The sequence below is a fragment of the Cupriavidus lacunae genome (assembly GCF_003353055.1).
GTDB lineage: Bacteria > Pseudomonadota > Gammaproteobacteria > Burkholderiales > Burkholderiaceae > Cupriavidus > Cupriavidus lacunae.
Genome location: NZ_QKWJ01000003.1, coordinates 66,239 through 82,209, shown reverse-complemented (window position 1 = coordinate 82,209; position 15,971 = coordinate 66,239). Strand labels below are relative to the sequence as shown.

17 protein-coding genes are annotated in these 15,971 nt (G+C 68.0%); 1 reads left to right on the top strand and 16 read right to left on the bottom strand.

Going from position 1 to position 15,971, the window contains the following annotated elements:
- Positions 1-51 precede the first annotated feature (51 nt).
- Entirely contained in the window at positions 52-726 is a 675-nt protein-coding gene (locus DN412_RS03840; RefSeq protein ID WP_115013311.1) for a histidine phosphatase family protein, read from the top strand.
- Between the two features lie 2 nt (positions 727-728).
- Here DN412_RS03840 and DN412_RS03835 read toward each other — a convergent pair whose 3' ends face one another.
- The 16 genes from DN412_RS03835 to DN412_RS03760 all read right to left on the bottom strand — a co-directional run bounded on the left by DN412_RS03835 (position 729) and on the right by DN412_RS03760 (position 15,969).
- The gene (locus tag DN412_RS03835; RefSeq protein WP_013955577.1) at positions 729-1,454 is read right to left on the bottom strand and encodes a queuosine precursor transporter; all 726 of its coding nucleotides are present in this window, start codon (positions 1,452-1,454) and stop codon (positions 729-731) included.
- 176 nt (positions 1,455-1,630) lie between these two features.
- Positions 1,631-2,215, bottom strand: a complete 585-nt coding sequence (locus tag DN412_RS03830) for a BPSL1445 family SYLF domain-containing lipoprotein (RefSeq protein ID WP_115013310.1) — start codon at positions 2,213-2,215, stop codon at positions 1,631-1,633.
- A 44-nt stretch (positions 2,216-2,259) separates the two neighbouring features.
- Positions 2,260-2,853 (bottom strand): hypothetical protein, encoded by a 594-nt coding sequence (locus DN412_RS03825; protein ID WP_010813893.1) that lies wholly within the window; start codon positions 2,851-2,853, stop codon positions 2,260-2,262.
- 207 nt (positions 2,854-3,060) lie between these two features.
- The gene (gene ruvB, locus DN412_RS03820) at positions 3,061-4,125 is read right to left on the bottom strand and encodes a Holliday junction branch migration DNA helicase RuvB (RefSeq protein WP_078198461.1); all 1,065 of its coding nucleotides are present in this window, start codon (positions 4,123-4,125) and stop codon (positions 3,061-3,063) included.
- Between the two features lie 58 nt (positions 4,126-4,183).
- Positions 4,184-4,765 (bottom strand): Holliday junction branch migration protein RuvA, encoded by a 582-nt coding sequence (gene ruvA / locus DN412_RS03815; RefSeq protein ID WP_115013309.1) that lies wholly within the window; start codon positions 4,763-4,765, stop codon positions 4,184-4,186.
- An 86-nt stretch (positions 4,766-4,851) separates the two neighbouring features.
- Positions 4,852-6,087: a glycerophosphodiester phosphodiesterase gene (locus tag DN412_RS03810; RefSeq protein WP_115013308.1), complete on the bottom strand. Its 1,236-nt coding sequence runs from the start codon at positions 6,085-6,087 to the stop codon at positions 4,852-4,854.
- Between the two features lie 83 nt (positions 6,088-6,170).
- On the bottom strand, positions 6,171-6,716 hold the full coding sequence (gene ruvC / locus DN412_RS03805; RefSeq protein ID WP_078195302.1) for a crossover junction endodeoxyribonuclease RuvC: 546 nt from the start codon (positions 6,714-6,716) through the stop codon (positions 6,171-6,173).
- A gap of 164 nt (positions 6,717-6,880) precedes the next feature.
- A complete protein-coding gene (gene purH / locus DN412_RS03800; protein WP_115013307.1) occupies positions 6,881-8,455 on the bottom strand; it encodes a bifunctional phosphoribosylaminoimidazolecarboxamide formyltransferase/IMP cyclohydrolase in 1,575 nt (524 codons plus the stop codon).
- Positions 8,456-8,477: 22 nt separating this feature from the next.
- Positions 8,478-8,711 (bottom strand): Fis family transcriptional regulator, encoded by a 234-nt coding sequence (locus tag DN412_RS03795; RefSeq protein ID WP_022533577.1) that lies wholly within the window; start codon positions 8,709-8,711, stop codon positions 8,478-8,480.
- Positions 8,708-9,769, bottom strand: a complete 1,062-nt coding sequence (dusB, locus tag DN412_RS03790; protein ID WP_115013306.1) for a tRNA dihydrouridine synthase DusB — start codon at positions 9,767-9,769, stop codon at positions 8,708-8,710. Before dusB ends, DN412_RS03795 begins: the two co-directional genes overlap by 4 nt.
- Positions 9,770-10,087: 318 nt before the next feature.
- The gene (locus DN412_RS03785) at positions 10,088-11,326 is read right to left on the bottom strand and encodes a UbiH/UbiF/VisC/COQ6 family ubiquinone biosynthesis hydroxylase (protein ID WP_115013305.1); all 1,239 of its coding nucleotides are present in this window, start codon (positions 11,324-11,326) and stop codon (positions 10,088-10,090) included.
- On the bottom strand, positions 11,307-11,786 hold the full coding sequence (locus DN412_RS03780; protein ID WP_078195306.1) for a hypothetical protein: 480 nt from the start codon (positions 11,784-11,786) through the stop codon (positions 11,307-11,309). Before DN412_RS03780 ends, DN412_RS03785 begins: the two co-directional genes overlap by 20 nt.
- Positions 11,783-13,186, bottom strand: coding sequence for an aminopeptidase P N-terminal domain-containing protein (locus DN412_RS03775; RefSeq protein WP_115013304.1), 1,404 nt, complete (start codon positions 13,184-13,186; stop codon positions 11,783-11,785). Before DN412_RS03775 ends, DN412_RS03780 begins: the two co-directional genes overlap by 4 nt.
- 919 nt (positions 13,187-14,105) lie before the next feature.
- Positions 14,106-14,855, bottom strand: coding sequence for an N-acetylmuramate alpha-1-phosphate uridylyltransferase MurU (gene murU, locus DN412_RS03770; protein ID WP_115013303.1), 750 nt, complete (start codon positions 14,853-14,855; stop codon positions 14,106-14,108).
- Positions 14,855-15,178 (bottom strand): AzlD domain-containing protein, encoded by a 324-nt coding sequence (locus DN412_RS03765; protein WP_115013302.1) that lies wholly within the window; start codon positions 15,176-15,178, stop codon positions 14,855-14,857. The genes murU and DN412_RS03765 overlap by 1 nt, the downstream gene beginning before the upstream one ends.
- The gene (locus DN412_RS03760) at positions 15,175-15,969 is read right to left on the bottom strand and encodes an AzlC family ABC transporter permease (protein WP_115013301.1); all 795 of its coding nucleotides are present in this window, start codon (positions 15,967-15,969) and stop codon (positions 15,175-15,177) included. The genes DN412_RS03765 and DN412_RS03760 overlap by 4 nt, the downstream gene beginning before the upstream one ends.
- Positions 15,970-15,971: the final 2 nt, after the last annotated feature.

The following is a 15,971-nucleotide window of genomic DNA, read 5'->3' as shown; positions in this document are numbered from 1 at the left end:
CCGCGGCACCGGCCTCAAGCAAGCACCGCAGGAAATCCCGAAGGAAATGGCATGTTGCAAAGCCCTGGGCCGCATTCGCTGGCCTATACCCACCTGATCGTGATCCGCCACGGCGAAACGGCCTGGAACCGGGAGCGCCGGCTGCAGGGCCAGCTCGACATTCCGCTGAACGAGACCGGCCGCGCCCAGGCGCGCGCGCTGGCGACGGCGCTGGCGGGCGAGCCGATCGACGCGGTCTATGCCAGCGACCTGTCGCGTGCGATGGCAACCGCTGCGCCGCTGGCCGAGGCGCTGGGGCTGCAGGTGCGCCCCGATGCGCGCCTGCGCGAGCGCAGCTACGGCACGCTGCAGGGCAAGACCTACGCCGAGGTGGCCGAGCACCTGCCCGAGGACTTCGCCCGCTGGCAGGCGCGCGTGCCGGATTACGCGCCGCCCGAAGGCGAGTCGCTGCTGGGCTTCCATGAGCGCACGGTCGATGCGGTGCTGGCGTTGTCGCGCCGGCACCCGGGCGAGCGCATCGCGCTGGTGGCGCACGGCGGCGTGCTCGATTGCCTCTACCGCGAGGCCACCGGCATGACGCTGGAAGCGCCGCGCCAGCATGAACTGCTCAATGCCAGCGTCAACCGGCTACGCAGCGACAGCACCCACCTGACGCTGGCCCAGTGGGGCGATGTCAGCCACCTGGAAAACCTGGCGCTGGACGAGGTGGACCGGCGCGTGCCGTAGCGCTACACGCGGACGCGGAACGGGGTGAAGTCGGTATTGCGGTCGAAGTAATCCTCGTTTTCGGCCCGCTTCAGAAACCCCACCACCTTGTACGTCACCGGTGTCATCACCACTTCCCAGCCGGTCTTCAGCACGTACTGCGCCACCGCCACCTGGATCACCTTCTCCAGCGGCCAGATGCCGTAGAAGGCGATCACGTAGAACAGCGACGAATCGACCAGCTCCCCGGCCAGCGTGGAGCCGATGGTGCGTGTCCACAGCCACCGCCCCGACGTCCACAGCTTCATCTTGGCCAGCACGTAGCTGTTGGTGAAGCTGCCGCAGCAGAAGGCGATCAGCGACCCGAGCGCAATCCGCCAGGTGTTGCCGAACACCTCCTGCAGGCTTTTCTGGTAGTCCGCCATGAAGGGCGCGACCGGCATGTTCAGCACCACCAGGCTCATGAAGGTGGCGAACGCCAGCGCGGCGAAGCCGGCCCAGACCACGCGCCGGTCGCGGCCGTAGCCGTAGACCTCGGTCAACACGTCGCCGAAGATGTAGGAGATCGGGAAGAACAGCACCCCGGCGCCGAAAGTCACCGTGCCGATCACCGGCAGCGTCACCTGCGCCGCCTTGGCCGCGCCGATCAGGTTCGAGCACAGCAGCACGGTGACAAAGGCCACCATGACTAAGTCATAGTAGCGGTAGACACGGCCCGGTTGGGTCGTGCTGGCGGGGACGGCGGACATGGGGGCTCCCGGTCGGACGCGCTGGCGCGCGGTGTTTTGGGCGCGATTATGCCAGCGGGCCCCGGATTCCGCCGCGGCTGCCGCGGCGTGCGCAAGCGTTGCTGCGGCCGCCTGAAATGAAAATTCCCGGCCGAAGCCGGGAACTTCAGGTGGAGCGGCGCAGCCGGGTGGCCGCGTCAGATTTCCAGCTTGCTGATCTTGGCGCCGTTCACCGAGACGTCGAACATCAGGCCGGCATTGGTCTGCACGAAGGCAATCACCGGCTGCTGGCTGGTCAGGGTGTCGAGCCTGCCGTCCGCGCCGATCTTGGCCACCGCCACGTTGGCATCGGCGCCGGCGGTCCAGCCCTTGCTGGAAACAAACTTGTTGTAGGCCTCCGGGGTCATGAACATGATGATGACGGCCTTGGACTGCCCGCCGGCGGTCAGCCCGACTGAGGCCTGCGTCGTGCTGTAGTAGCCGACCGTCGCGCCCTTCGATCGCAGCGCACCCTCGCCGTACTCGCCGCCTACCACCAGGCCGGCCGAGATGACACGCGGGAACACCAGGACCCCTTGCGCACGCTGCGCCAGGTCGCGTGCGCCGGCGTTGGTGGAGAACAGCCGGTTCAGCGCTCCGTCCACCCCTGCATCGATTTCCTGCTTCTTGGCGACCGGGTCCTTCGAGGCGCTGGTGCCGGTAGTGGTGCAGCCCGTAGCCATCACCGTAGCGACGAGCAGGCCCGATCCGGCAACCCGGGTAACAAAGTGGCGACGATTCATAGGTAACCTCCTGATGGGAAAAGTACCGCGTCTGGCTCAGTGGCTCAGTTGGCTGCGGCTGCCGCGGGTGCCTTGACCGTAATGGCCACGACTTCACGGTAGACGATCTTGGCCATCTGGCCCTGCTTGATGCCGTTCAGGTCGATGGCCGGGTCCTGCACTTTCACGGTGCGCAGCGTCTCGCGCGGACCGCGGAAGGTGATCAGGCGCTTGGCCGGGTCGACCTTGGTGATCTGTGCGGTCACCGTGGTGGTGATCTCGCGCATGATGCCGGGCTTGCCGCCCTCGGCGGCGCGCGTGGTGCGGTCGACCGATTCGGCCAGTGCGGTGGCCTTGCTGTCGACCGGCTCAAGCGCGGCGACCAGCGCGGCGCCACGCGCCACGGTGAGGATGTCGCCCTTGCGGATCTGGCCAAAGTTGCGGGCTTCGTCGCCAGCCACCAGTTCGACCACATTGCCGCGCGGGCCCTGGACCAGCACGGCCTTGGATTCGGGATCGATATCGACGATCTTGCCGCTGATGACCGCTTCTTCGGCCACGCCGACCGGCGCCGGCGGGCGCTGGGCGTTGGCACTGCCGGCGGCGAACGCCGTGGCGGCGAGGGCTGCGGCGAGCAGGCTGGACGAATGGCGAATCATTGGCTTTCCTTGACGTATTTGTGAAGGTGCCGTGCCTGGCGGGGCACGGCCATCGCAGCACCGGGCCGGTGCCGATAAAGCCATTGTGGACAATCGGCCACGGGCCAGCAATCCACTTCGAAAAAATTTGGAGCGCGAAATTAAAACGTTTAATTGGTCCCACTGAGAGGCGGAAGCGGCGCATTTCTGTTGCGCCGCAGCACAATCTCAGGCGTCGCCAAGCAGTTCGCCCGCTCCGCCCTGGGCGGCTTGCGGGCTGGCCAGTCCGAAATGTCGGTAGGCCGCGGCCGTGGCCACGCGCCCGCGCGGGGTGCGCTGCAGATAGCCTTGCTGGATCAGATAGGGCTCGAGCACGTCCTCGATGGTGTCGCGCTCTTCGCCGATGGCCGCGGCCAGGTTGTCCACGCCCACCGGGCCGCCGCCGAACTTGTGCAGCACGGCTTCCAGCAGCTTGCGGTCCATCAGGTCAAAGCCCACGCTGTCCACGTCCAGCATGGCCAGTGCGGCATCCGCCATCTGGCGCGTGATGGTGCCGTCGCCCTTGACCTCGGCGTAGTCGCGCACCCGGCGCAGCAGCCGGTTGGCGATCCGGGGCGTGCCGCGCGCGCGCCGGGCGATTTCCAGCGCGCCCTGCGGATCGATGTGGGCATGCAGCAGCTGCGCCGAGCGCGTGACGATGCGGGCCAGCTCCTCGGCGGTATAGAACTCCAGCCGCGCGACGATGCCGAAGCGGTCGCGCAGCGGGTTGGTCAGCATGCCGGCACGCGTGGTGGCGCCCACCAGCGTGAACGGCTGCAGGTCGAGCTTGACCGAGCGCGCGGCCGGGCCTTCGCCGATCATGATGTCGATCTGGTAGTCCTCGAGCGCCGGATACAGGATTTCCTCGACGACCGGCGAGAGCCGGTGGATTTCGTCGATGAAGAGGACGTCGTTGGCTTCCAGGTTGGTCAGCAGGGCGGCCAGGTCGCCCGGGCGCTCCAGCACGGGCCCCGAGGTCTGGCGCAGGTTGACCCCCATCTCGCGCGCGATGATGTGGGCCAGCGTGGTCTTGCCCAGACCCGGCGGGCCGAACAGCAACACATGGTCCAGCGCCTCGCGCCGGTTGCGCGCGGCGTGCATGAAGATATCGAGCTGCCCGCGCACCTTTTCCTGGCCGACATACTCGTCCAGCAGCTTGGGCCGCAGCGCGCGCTCGAACGCCTCCTCGTGCGACGAGGCGGGGGTGGCGGCGATCACGCGGGCGGGGGCGGCAAGCTTGTCAGTTTCGATCATGGCGGTCAGGGGCCCGAACAGCGGCAACAGTCCGCCATTCTACGCGTCTATCCTGGTCTCAAGCCTTGGACAATGCCTTGAGCGCGAGCTTGATGCCCTCGGACACGCCGGTGCCGGCCGGCACTTGCTTGATCGCGGGGGCGGCTTCCTTCTCCGAATAGCCCAGCGCCAGCAGCGCATTGAGCACGTCGACGGCGTTGTCCGGCACCGCCGGCGTGCCCGGCGCATGGCCCAGTTCCGCGCCCAGCTTGCCCTTGAGCTCCAGCAGCAGCCGCTCGGCAGTCTTCTTGCCGATGCCGGGAATGCGCGTGAGGCGCCCGGCTTCCTGCAGCGTGATGGCCTGCGCCAGCTCGGGGACCGACATGCCAGAGAGCACCGCCAGCGCCATGCGCGCGCCGATGCCGGTGATCTTGATCAGCTCGCGGAAAGTATTGCGCTCCGCCGCGCTGCCGAAGCCGTACAGCAGGTGCGCGTCCTCACGCACGATCAGCTGCGTCAGCAGCGTCACCGGCTGGCCCACCGCGGGCAGGTTGTAGAAGGTGCTCATCGGCACGTCCACCTCGTAGCCGACGCCGTGGCAATCGACCAGCAGGTGCGGGGGATTCTTCTCGATAAGGGTGCCGGCGATGCGTCCGATCATGGTGCGGAGGGGAGATTGGGGTGGGGTGGAGTGGGGTGTCAGGGAAGCGGCGGCCGCAAGTGTAGCCCAGCGGCTGCCCGGCCGGATCAGCGCGCGGGCGTATCCACCGCGCGCCGGCCCAGCGCCGGGTCGTCGGTGAAGAAGCCGTCGATGCCGGCCGCGATAAAGGCCTGCACCTCGCGCTCCATGCCTGACGGGCTGCGCGTGGCCTCGTCGCCGCCGGTCTGCAGCGCCTTGGGCAGGAAGCTGTTTTCCGGGCGGAAGGTGTACGGATGGACGAACAGCCCGGCGGCATGCGCCTGGTGCACGACCGCCGTCGGCGCAGCCAGGGCGCCCTGCGCATCGCGCGGCACCACGCTGCTTTTCTCGGGGCCGATGCCGTCGGCGTAGGCCGCCACCTCGCGCAGGCCGGTCGCGCTCAGCATGTCGCCGAAGGTGCGGCCGTCGCCGGCCAGCTTCCAGTCGGCCGGGCCCTTGCGCGGATTGCCGATGAGCTGCACCAGCTTGACGTTGGGCAGGTTGCTGCCAAGCGTGCGCCGCAGCGCGCGCAGGCTGCCGCTCTCGAAGCACTGGATGAACACCGGCGCATTTCGCAGGTAGGGCTGCGCGCGCAGCGCTGCCGCCAGCTTGTCCTCGAGCGGTAGTCCGATGCCGCGGAAATAGCTCGGGTGCTTCAGTTCGGGATAGATGCCGATGGGTTTGCCGGTGCGCAGCGCGGCCTGTTCGGCCAGGCGCACGATCTCGTCGAAGGTCGGCACCTCGAACTGGTCGTTCAGGCGCGCATTGGCGGGGCGCAGGCGCGGGATGCGCTCGCGCGCGCGCAGCGTCTTGAGTTCGGCCAGTGTGAAGTCTTCGGTGAACCAGCCGGTCAGGCGCTCGCCGTCGATCACCTTGGTGCGCTTGCGTTCGGCAAACTGCGGCAGTTCGGCCACGTTGGTGGTGCCGGTGATGTCGTTCTCGTGGCGTGCCACCAGCACGCCGTCGCGTGTCATGACCAGGTCGGGCTCGATGGCGTCGGCACCGTCCTCGATCGCCTTGGCGTAGGCGGCAAGCGTATGTTCGGGACGCAGCGCGCTGGCGCCGCGATGGGCGATCACCAGCGGTTTGGGTTGGGCGGCAGCCGCGGGCGCGGCGCTCGGGGCAGGCCCGGGGGCCGGGGGCGCTGGGGGCGTGGCGGGCCTGGGGCGCGGCGCGGTGGCGCAGCCGGCGACCAGCACGGCGCACGCGGCGGCGGGGAACAGCCATCGCCGGCTGGCGGCAAGAGTAAGGAAGAGGCCGGCGGCGCGCGAGCGCGGCGCGCTCAGTCGGGACTGGCTAGGCATGCAGCTTTCCAATGGTGAAACGAATGCCCGATTGTAAAAGACGGGAATGCCAGCGCGGCGAAAGCCGTTTCCTGCCGACGTGCTCAGCCGACCAGCCGCCCGCGCCGCACGCGCATGCCCTTGCGCACCAGGTCGGGCGCCAGGCCCGCCAGCGTGCCCAGCGTATCGCCGCCGTTGGCATGGCAGATCGCCACGCCGAGCGCATCGGCCGCATCGCTGCCGGGCTGGCCGGGCAGCATCAGGAGCCGCGTCACCATCTCCTGCACCTGTGCCTTGTTGGCGCGGCCATAGCCGACCACCGCCACCTTGAGTTGCAGCGCGGTGTATTCGAATACCGGCAGCCCGTAGCCCACCAGCCCGCAGATCGCCGCGCCGCGGGCCTGGCCGAGCAGCAGCGTCGATTGCGGGTTGACGTTGACGAAGACCTTCTCGATCGCCGCGCAGTCGGGTGCGTAGGTGCGCGACACTTCGCTGATGCCGTCGTACAGCGTCTTCAGCCGTTCCGGCAGGGTCGAATTGCCGTCGCTCTTGATCGTGCCCGAGGCCACGTAGGCAAGCTTGTTGCCGTGCTTCTCGATCACGCCGAAGCCGGTGGTGCGCAGGCCGGGGTCGATGCCTAGGATTCGCATTGGGTGGGTAGGGTGGATGCCGTTGCTAGTGTATTGCTTTTTGCCGGGGCGTTCGCGCTGGCGTTGCGGGTGCACCAAGCAAAAAGCGGTTTCGTTCCCCACATGGGAGCGAAACCGCTTCGTTTGCGGCGGTCTTGCTGTGCAAGACCGCGAGCGTGCCGTGCTCAGTGGCGGAAGTGGCGCGTGCCGGTCAGCACCATGGCGATGCCGCGCTCGTCGGCGGCGGCGATCACTTCGTCGTCGCGCATCGAGCCGCCCGGCTGGATCACGCAGGTGGCACCTGCGTCAACCACCACGTCCAGGCCGTCACGGAACGGGAAGAACGCGTCCGACGCCACCGCCGAACCCGCCAGCGTCAGGCCGGCATTCTGTGCCTTGATGCTGGCAATGCGGGCCGAATCCACGCGGCTCATCTGGCCCGCGCCCACGCCCAGCGTCATGCCGCCGCCGCAGAACACGATGGCGTTGGACTTGACGAACTTGGCCACGCGCCAGGCGAACATCAGGTCGTCCATTTCCTTCGGGGTCGGGTGGCGGCGCGTCACCACGCGCAGCTCGGACGGCTGCACGTTCCTGGCGTCCGGGCTCTGCACCAGCAGGCCGCCGCCGACGCGCTTGAAGTCATACTGGTTGATGCCCTTGCCCAGCGGGATCTCCAGCAGGCGCACGTTCTGCTTGGCCGCGAACACGGCGCGCGCGCCGGCGCTGAACGACGGGGCGATCAGCACTTCGACGAACTGCTTGGCCACGGCTTGCGCGGCGGTCTCGTCCAGTTCGACGTTGAAGGCGATGATGCCGCCGAAGGCCGAGGTCGAATCGGTCTTGAAGGCCTTGTCGTACGCTTCCAGCGCGTTGGCGCCCACCGCCACGCCGCACGGGTTGGCGTGCTTGATGATGACGCAGGCGGCGCCGTTGGCGGCGTCGAACGACTTGACGCATTCCCAGGCCGCGTCGGCGTCGGCGATGTTGTTGTACGACAGTTCCTTGCCCTGCAGCTGCAAGTAGTTGGCCAGCGCGCCGTCCACGGCCTTCAGGTCGCGGTAGAAGGCGGCGGACTGGTGCGGGTTCTCGCCGTAGCGCATTTCCTGCACCTTGTCGAAGGCCAGGTTCAGCGTCTGCGGGTAGGCGCTGCGGGCCTGGTGCGACTTGTCGGCGCCTAGGCTGGTCAGGTAGTTGGTGATGGCACCGTCGTATTGCGCGGTGTGCGCGAATACTTTGGTGGCCAGGCGGAAGTTGGTGTCGTAGCCGACGCTGTTGGCGTTGGCGCGCATTTCACCCAGCACTACGGCGTAGTCGGCCGGATCCACGATCACGGTCACGTCGCGGTGGTTCTTGGCCGCCGAGCGCAGCATGGTCGGGCCGCCGATGTCGATGTTCTCGATCGCGTCGGGCAGGGTGCAGTCATCCTTGGCCACGGTCTGCTGGAACGGGTACAGGTTGACCACCAGCAGGTCGATCGTCGGGATGTCGTGCTCGGCCAGCGCGGCCATGTGCTCGGGCAGGTCGCGGCGTGCGAGGATGCCGCCGTGGACCTTCGGGTGCAGCGTCTTGACGCGTCCGTCGAGCATTTCCGGGAAGCCGGTGTAGTCGGCCACCTCCGTCACGGGCAGGCCGCTGTCGGCCAGCAGCTTGGCGGTGCCGCCGGTGGAAAGCAGCGTGACGCCGAGCGCGTTCAGTTCGCGCGCGAAATCGACGATGCCGGTCTTGTCGGAAACAGAGAGTAGGGCTTGCTTGATCATGGCTGTGGGAAACGCTTCAAATTCAAAGTAAACCGTGCTGCTGCAGTTTCTTGCGCAGCGTATTGCGATTGATGCCCAGGTAGGCGGCTGCCAGCGACTGGTTGCGCTCGGCGCGCAACATCACGGCTTCCAGCAGCGGCCGTTCGACGGCCTCGAGCACCATGTTGTACATATTCGACGGCTCTTCGCCGTCCAGGTCGCGAAAATAAGTGTCCAGGCTTTCCCGGATGCACTGGTCGATAGCGTTGCGGCTCATGCGGCAAGCAACTCCCCGTTTTTGTTGTTGTTCGCTTCGTCTTTGTCTTGCGTGGCTTCGTCCACGTACACCAGCCGGTCAGAGATCTGCGCCTGCTCGTCGAAGAACGCATTGACCGCCGCCAGCTGCTCGGCGGTGCTTTCCAGCGTGTTCATGCGGTGGCGGAACAGGTTGGCGCCGCGCAGCCCGCGCGTGTACCAGGCAATATGCTTGCGCGCGGTGCGCACGCCGGTGAACTCGCCGTAGAAGGCGTAGTGGTCTTCCAGGTGCGCGTTCATGATGGCGCGGATCTCGACCACTTCCGGCGACGGCAGCATCTCGCCGGTCTTCAGGAAGTGCTCGATTTCACGGAAAAGCCAGGGCCGGCCCTGTGCTGCGCGGCCGATCATGATCGCGTCCGCGCCGGTCAGTGCCAGCACTTGTTTTGCCTTTTGCGGCGTGGTGATGTCGCCGTTGGCGACCACCGGGATCGAGACCGCTGCCTTGACCGCGGCAATGGTCTCGTATTCGGCGTCGCCGTGGTACAGGTCGGCGCGGGTGCGGCCGTGGATGGTCAGCATGCTGATGCCCGCGTCCTCGACCATGCGCGCGACGCGCAGCGCATTGCGGTTCTCGCGGTCCCAGCCGGTACGGATCTTGAGCGTGACCGGCACCCGGTCGCCCACGGCGCCGACCACTGCCTGGACGATGCGCACCACCAGCGGTTCATTCTGCAGCAGGGCCGAGCCGGCGGCGACGTTGCATACCTTCTTGGCCGGGCAGCCCATGTTGATGTCGATGATCTGCGCGCCGCGGTCCACGTTGTAGCGCGCGGCTTCGGCCATCATCGACGGTTCGGCGCCGGCGATCTGCACGGCAATGGGCTCGACCTCGCCGGCATGGTTGGCGCGGCGCATGGTCTTCTCGCTCTTCCACAGCTGTGCGTTGGACGCCACCATTTCCGACACCGCATAGCCCGCGCCGAGCTGCTTGCACAGTTGGCGGAAGGGCCGGTCCGTCACGCCCGCCATCGGGGCGACGAACAGGTTGTTGCGGAGTTGGTGAGGTCCGATCTGCACGACGTTGGGCGACGAATTAGGTGACGAATTAGGCAACCACTGGGCGGCGGCTCTGATGGCCCGTCCTGGCGGCCCGAGTTGCTTCGCGGCGCGATGCGCCGCGATGGGATCGGGTCAGCCTGCTCTGAGGCGGAAGACGAAACAGAGACGAAACGGAAAAACATGTCCCTGCCGAAACAGCTGCCGGCGATGGATCGGGACATGTGCGAGGGCAGGATTCTACCGCCAATCGGTCACCGTTGCTCAAGATTTGAGCATTCGCGGCGCATTGGAGTGCAGTCAGTGGCGCAAGCGCCACTGACCAGGCACTGGTGGCGGTTAGCGGCGCATTCCGAACATCATGTGGCGCGCCAGCGCGTGCCGCAGCGGTGGCAGGCAGGCCAGCGCGGCCAGCGACGCCCCGCGGGCATGGGCCGCCAGCGGATAGGAAATCCCGAACACGCGCGGCAGCAGGTCGGTGACGCCGATGGTGACGGCGCGGTCCACGCGGTGCCGGCTGGCGAAGGCCTGCAGCGCCTGCGGCGTGCACGCGCTGCGCAGCGAGTCGGCCAGCGCAAAGGCATCGCGCAGGCCCAGGTTGAGCCCCTGTCCGGCCACCGGATGCAGCGTCTGCGCGGCATTGCCGACCGCCACCACGCTGCCATTGACCGTCACCGGCGCGGCGTTCAGCCCCAGCGGGAAGGCATGGCGCTTGCCCGCCAGCATGAATTGGCCCATGCGGTCGCCGAAGGCACGGCCCAGCTCCAGGGCAAACTCGGCCTCCGGCAGCGCGATGCGCCGCGCCGCCTCGTCCGGCGGGCAGCACCACACCAGCGCGTAGCCCGGCGCGCCGTGTTCCTCATGCGGCAGCAACGCGAGCGGGCCTTCGTCGGTAAAGCGTTCCCAGGCCCAGCCCGGTTGCGGGCGTGAGCAGGTCACGTGGGCAATCACGGCGGTCTGGCGGTAGTCTCGGGTGCGCGCGCCACGGCCCTGGTGCGCGGCCTGTTCATGGAACAGCCCGCCCTCCGCCTGGACCGCCACCCGCGCGGCCAGGCGCACCGTCTGGCCTTCATGGCCAGTGCCGGTCAGGTGAACGATACCCGTATCGGCCTCGCCGGCAGCGCGCGGCACCGGGTCCTGTTCGATCTGGCCGATGCGGGTTTCGAACACGCGCTGCATGCGGTCCGCGCCAGCGGCCTGCGCGGCGTGAGCAAGCGCACGCTCCAGCACGTTGCACAACTCGCCGTAGCGCACCACGTAGCCGAGTGCCGGCACGTCGTAGTCGTCATGGTGCAGCCGGACATGGCCGAAGCGGCCGCGCTGCGAAACGTGGATATGTTCGATCGGGCTGCCCGGCACCGGCCAGGCGCCGATCTGCTCCAGCAACTGGCGGCTGCCGTGCGACAGCGCGATCGCGCGCGGATCGCGTGCGGCGCGCGCCGGCGTGGCGGCATCGACCAGCGTCAGGCGCCAGTCCGTGGTGCGCAGCAACTGGCAGGCCAGCGCCAGCCCGACCGGGCCGCCGCCAACGATGGCGATATCGCGAAGGCCGTGGAAGTCAGGCGGCACGGCCGGCATCGTCGCTGCCTCCAGCATGCTCCCCATCGGCCGCCGGTTGTGCTTGCGCGCCCTGTTTCCAGCAGATCGCATCCGAGCGCGACTTGCCCGCCGCGGCGTCGCGCAGCGCATTGTCGAGCTTCTGTTCGCTGAAGCCCGGCAGCGCGCGCAGCCGCTCCACCAGTGCCGCATGGTTGGCCGCGTCGAGCGGCACCACGCAGCCCTGGCCCGAGTCGGGCGCGCCGATCAGGATCAGCCAGGCGGTGCCGGCCCAGGGCGCGCGGTCGGACACGCGCACCACCACGCGCTCGAGCACGTCCCAGGCGATCTCCTCGCGCTGGCCGTCGGGGCGGTGCACCACCACGCGGTCGTCGTACAGATTGATGATGAAGGGTTCGGACGGATCGGGCCGACGGGTGTTGCCAGCTTTGCTGCCGGCGCGGGCCTGGCCCGGGAAGATCCTGCGCAGCCAGCCGATCATCGCAGACCTCCGGCGGCGCTTGCGTTGTCGCGCATCAGTGCCTCAATTTCGTCGGCCAGCACCGGCACGCCGCGCGTGATCAGCTCGCAGTCGCCATCGGTGACCACGGCGTCGTCCTCGATGCGGATGCCGATATGCCAGTAGCGCTCGGGCACGTCTTCGGCCGGGCGCACATAGATGCCGGGCTCGATGGTCAGCACCATGCCCGGCTGCAGCGGCCGCCACGGGCGCTCGCCTTCACCGCTGTGGCCCGAGACGCGGTATTCGCCGACATCGTGCACATCCATGCCGAGCCAGTGGCCGGTACGGTGCATGTAGAAACGGCGGTAGCTGCCGCTGGCCAGCACGTCGTCGAGCGTGCCTTCCTTGTTGCGGTCGAGCAGGCCGGTATCGAGCATGCCCTGCGCCAGCACGCGCACGGCGGCGTCATGCGGCACGTTGTAGGGCACGCCGGCGCGGGTCTCGGCGATGGCGGCGTCCTGCGCGGCCACCACCAGGTCATACAGCTCGCGCTGCGCCGGCGAGAAGCGGCCCGAGACCGGGAAGGTGCGCGTGATGTCCGAGGCGTAGCCGTCGAACTCGCAGCCGGCATCGATCAGGCACAGGTCGCCGTCCTTCAGTTCGGCGGGACCGGCCCGGTAGTGCAGCACGCAGGCATTCGGGCCGGCCGCGACGATCGAGTTGTAGGCCACGCTCTGTGCGCCATGGCGGCGGAATTCATAGAGCAGTTCCGCTTCCAGGTGGTATTCGCGCAGGCCGGCGCGGGTGGCCTGCATCGCACGCACATGGGCGCCGGCCGAAATCGCGGCCGCGCGGCGCATGGTGGCCAGTTCGCCCGCGTCCTTGAACAGGCGCATTTCATCGAGCAGTGTGCGGATGTCGATGGCGACCGACGGCGCGGCCACGCCGGCACGGCCTTGCATGCGCACGGCGTCGAGCCAGCGGCGCATCTGCATGTCGGTACGGGTCGAATCGGCCAGCGGGTAGGCCAGTTGTGTGCGGTTGGCCAGCAGCGGCGGCAGCGCGGCGTCGATCTCTTCGACCGAATGCGCTTCGTCAAAGCCGAACGCGGCGCGCGCGCCTTCCGGACCGAAACGGAAGCCGTCCCAGATCTCGCGTTCTTCATGCTTGGGGCGGCAGAACAGGATGCTGCGGTCGGCCTCGGCGGGGTCGCCCGGCGCACCGGCGACCAGCACCAGCACTGCGTCGGGCTCGGTGAAGCCGCTCAGGTAATAGAAATAGCTGTCGTGCCGGTAGGGGTAGTCGCTGTCGCGGTTGCGCATGGCTTCCGGCGCCGTGGGCAGGATCGCCACGCCACCGCCGCCGGCGCGCAGGTGCTGCAGCACACGGGCGCGGCGGTCGCGGCAGGCGGCGAGGAGGGCGTTGTCGGGTGCGGACATGGTGGGGTCTGGGGTGAGGGGGATCTGGGGGGATTCTACCGCGTGTGGGGTTGGTGTTTGGGCTCGGGGGTGTGCGGTTGCTTTGGCGTGCTTGGCGGGCGTGGGTCGGGTTCCATGTTGTCGTAGGATTAAGCGCCTGGTTCCGCCCTGCTGGGCGGGTCACTTTTTGTCCGAGCGACAAAAAGTAACCAAAAAGCGCGTCGCCTCAGGCGGCTGGCCATCCATTCCTCGGTGTTGGTGGGGCGAGCGGCGGTGATTTCCGTTCGATGGGGTTGGTGGTTCGACCCTGCTACGCACCCTGTCCGGTGCCTACGTCGACGGACTATTGGACGAACCCGACTTTAGGCTATTGGCAGCCTGCTAACGAGGTCATCGGTAGGACGCCTTCGGCTGCGCTGCGCGCACTCAGTATCGTAGGTCGGGTGCCCTGGCACGGAGTGCGTCGCTGCGCTCGCATGGGGCGGTCGTGATGCAGGGCCCCAAAAAAAAGAGCGCAAATTAGGACGTGGCCGTCCGCCTGCCACGTTAGGGCCGGCGCGAAGCGCAGCCGAAGGCGTCCCACCGACGCGGTGCTTAGCAGGCTGCCAACCGCCTAAAGTCGGGTTCGTCCAATAGTCCGTTGATGTGGGCACAGACAGGGTGCGTAGCAGGCCCGAACGGCCAACCACGCCAAACGGCAAGCACCACCGCCCGAACCACCAACACCGAGGAATGGATGGCCAGCCGCCTGATGCGACGCGCTTTTTGGTTACTTTTTGTCGCTCGGACAAAAAGTGACCCGCCCAGCAGGGCGGAACCAGGCGGTTAATCCTACGACAACATGGAACCCGACCGACATACCCAACCCAACGACCAGCAGCCCCCCCGGCCAAGAGCCCCAAACCAACCACATGGCGCCAACCCAACCCGCCCAACCCAATCACCCCCCATGAGCCGCCGCAGGCGCCACCCCCAGATCCGCATTCACCAAAGCATTCAACTCATCCAGCTGCGCCGGCGTCCCCACATTCTCCCAACGCCCGTCAAAGCGCTCACCGCTTGCAGTGCCCGCCGCGATGGCAGCGTGGTAGACCGGCGTCATCGCCACCCGGGTGCCCGGGGCGATGCCGGTGAACAGCCGCGTGTCATACAGCCCGATATTGCCGAAGGTGAGACGTTCGCCCTGCAAGGGATGCTCATCCATCGACAACCGGCCTTGCGCATCGAGCGCGAAATCCCCACGCGGATGGAACGGCGGGTTCGGCACCATCACCAGATGCATGCGCGGCTCGGCCGCGCCCGCCAGTGCCTGCGCACGCGGCAACAGCGCGCGGAAGTCGTAGTCGCAGAAGATATCGCCGGACACGGCCAGGAAGATTTCTCCGCGCGCTGGTTCGTGTGACAGCAAGGGCAGGGCTTTGGCGATGCCGCCTGCCGTTTCCAGCGCTTCGCCTTCAGCCGAATACGCAATGCGCACGCCGAAGCGGCTGCCGTCGCCCAGCGCCGCTTCAATCTGTCCGCCCAGCCAGGCGTGGTTGATGACGATGTCACGCAGGCCGGCGCGCGCCAGCGCCTCGATCTTCCAGACGATCAGCGGCTTGCCGCCCACCGCCAGCAGCGGCTTGGGACAGGTATCGGTCAACGGACGCATGCGGTCGCCGCGGCCGGCGGCGAAGATCATGGCCTTCATCAGAAGAGAGCCTCCAGGGCAAGCAGCGTGGCCATGCCGCCGGCAATGGTCCAGCTCACGCTGCGGGTTCGTGCGGCGATCAGGATGGCGACCACGCCGGCCACCAGCCTTGCGTTGGTTGGGGTCAGGGCGAGTTCGCCATGCTGCATCAGCAGGTCAGGGGCGATCAGCGCCGACAGCATCGCTGCCGGCACGAACTGCAGCGCGGTGCGGAACCAGGGCGGCAGGTGCACGCGGCCTTCGACGGCGATGAACGACAGCCGGATCAGGAAGGTCGCCAGGCCCGCAGCCAGGAATACCCAGAGCAAGGTCATGGAATTCATGTGGCCTCCTTGCCGGCCGCACCCGGCTTGCCGGCATGGCTGGCCGCGCGTGGTCCGGGCCGGTTGCCGCGCCCCAGCACCAGCATGCCCACGGCAATGCCGCCCAGCGCCGCCACCATCAGGCCGAGCTTGTGCGGCAGGCTGTAGCAGGCCACCGCCAGCACGCTGGCAGCCAGCGCCGCAGCGACGTGTGAGCGGTGCTTGAGGCCAGGCACGATGATGCCGATGAAGGTCAGCGGCAGGAAGAAGTCCAGCGGCCAGTCGCGCGGCACCTGGGCGCCGACCAGCACGCCGGCCAGTGTCGACAGCTGCCAGCTGGCCCACAGCGCGAAACCGCCGCCGAAGTAATACCAGTGGCGGTAGCGGGCGCGCGGGCCGGTATCGCCCAGCCGGTGCGTCATCGCGGCAAAGGCCTCGTCGGTCAGCAGGTAGGCGATCAGCGCTTTCCAGCGCCGCGGCAGGTGCGCCAGCGTGGGGGCGATGGTGGCGGAATACAGCGCGTGGCGTAGATTGACCATGGCCACTGTCAGCGTGATCACGACCGCCGGGGTGCCGGCGGTCCACAGCTGGGTCAGGATCATCTGCGAGGCGCCGCCGAACACGATCGCGCTCATCGCGCAGGCCAGCCACGCGGGCATGCCTGCGCCGACCGCCAGCACGCCGTAGATCAGCCCGAATGGCACCACGCCCAGCAGCATCGGCGCGAGCGCGCGCGCGCCGGCCAGCCATTCGCCGGCGGCGGTGATGGCGGGCGCATCGTTGTCGTGCGGAGTGGGGGCTTTGTCGACCATGG

Bases quoted from the DNA above. Each gene is read 5' to 3' on its own strand.
- DN412_RS03795 (WP_022533577.1), bottom strand. From the start codon at position 8,711: ATGAGCCGCAACGCTATCGACCAGTGCATCCGGGAAAGCCTGGACACT.
- DN412_RS03835 (WP_013955577.1), bottom strand. From the start codon at position 1,454: ATGTCCGCCGTCCCCGCCAGCACGACCCAACCGGGCCGTGTCTACCGC.
- purH (WP_115013307.1), bottom strand. From the start codon at position 8,455: ATGATCAAGCAAGCCCTACTCTCTGTTTCCGACAAGACCGGCATCGTC.
- DN412_RS03830 (WP_115013310.1), bottom strand. From the start codon at position 2,215: ATGAATCGTCGCCACTTTGTTACCCGGGTTGCCGGATCGGGCCTGCTC.
- ruvA (WP_115013309.1), bottom strand. From the start codon at position 4,765: ATGATCGGACGCATCGCCGGCACCCTTATCGAGAAGAATCCCCCGCAC.
- ruvB (WP_078198461.1), bottom strand. From the start codon at position 4,125: ATGATCGAAACTGACAAGCTTGCCGCCCCCGCCCGCGTGATCGCCGCC.
- DN412_RS03765 (WP_115013302.1), bottom strand. From the start codon at position 15,178: ATGAATTCCATGACCTTGCTCTGGGTATTCCTGGCTGCGGGCCTGGCG.
- DN412_RS03780 (WP_078195306.1), bottom strand. From the start codon at position 11,786: ATGATCGGCTGGCTGCGCAGGATCTTCCCGGGCCAGGCCCGCGCCGGC.
- DN412_RS03785 (WP_115013305.1), bottom strand. From the start codon at position 11,326: ATGCCGGCCGTGCCGCCTGACTTCCACGGCCTTCGCGATATCGCCATC.
- murU (WP_115013303.1), bottom strand. From the start codon at position 14,855: ATGAAGGCCATGATCTTCGCCGCCGGCCGCGGCGACCGCATGCGTCCG.
- DN412_RS03775 (WP_115013304.1), bottom strand. From the start codon at position 13,186: ATGTCCGCACCCGACAACGCCCTCCTCGCCGCCTGCCGCGACCGCCGC.
- DN412_RS03840 (WP_115013311.1), top strand. From the start codon at position 52: ATGTTGCAAAGCCCTGGGCCGCATTCGCTGGCCTATACCCACCTGATC.
- DN412_RS03760 (WP_115013301.1), bottom strand. From the start codon at position 15,969: ATGGTCGACAAAGCCCCCACTCCGCACGACAACGATGCGCCCGCCATC.
- ruvC (WP_078195302.1), bottom strand. From the start codon at position 6,716: ATGCGAATCCTAGGCATCGACCCCGGCCTGCGCACCACCGGCTTCGGC.
- DN412_RS03810 (WP_115013308.1), bottom strand. From the start codon at position 6,087: ATGCCTAGCCAGTCCCGACTGAGCGCGCCGCGCTCGCGCGCCGCCGGC.
- DN412_RS03825 (WP_010813893.1), bottom strand. From the start codon at position 2,853: ATGATTCGCCATTCGTCCAGCCTGCTCGCCGCAGCCCTCGCCGCCACG.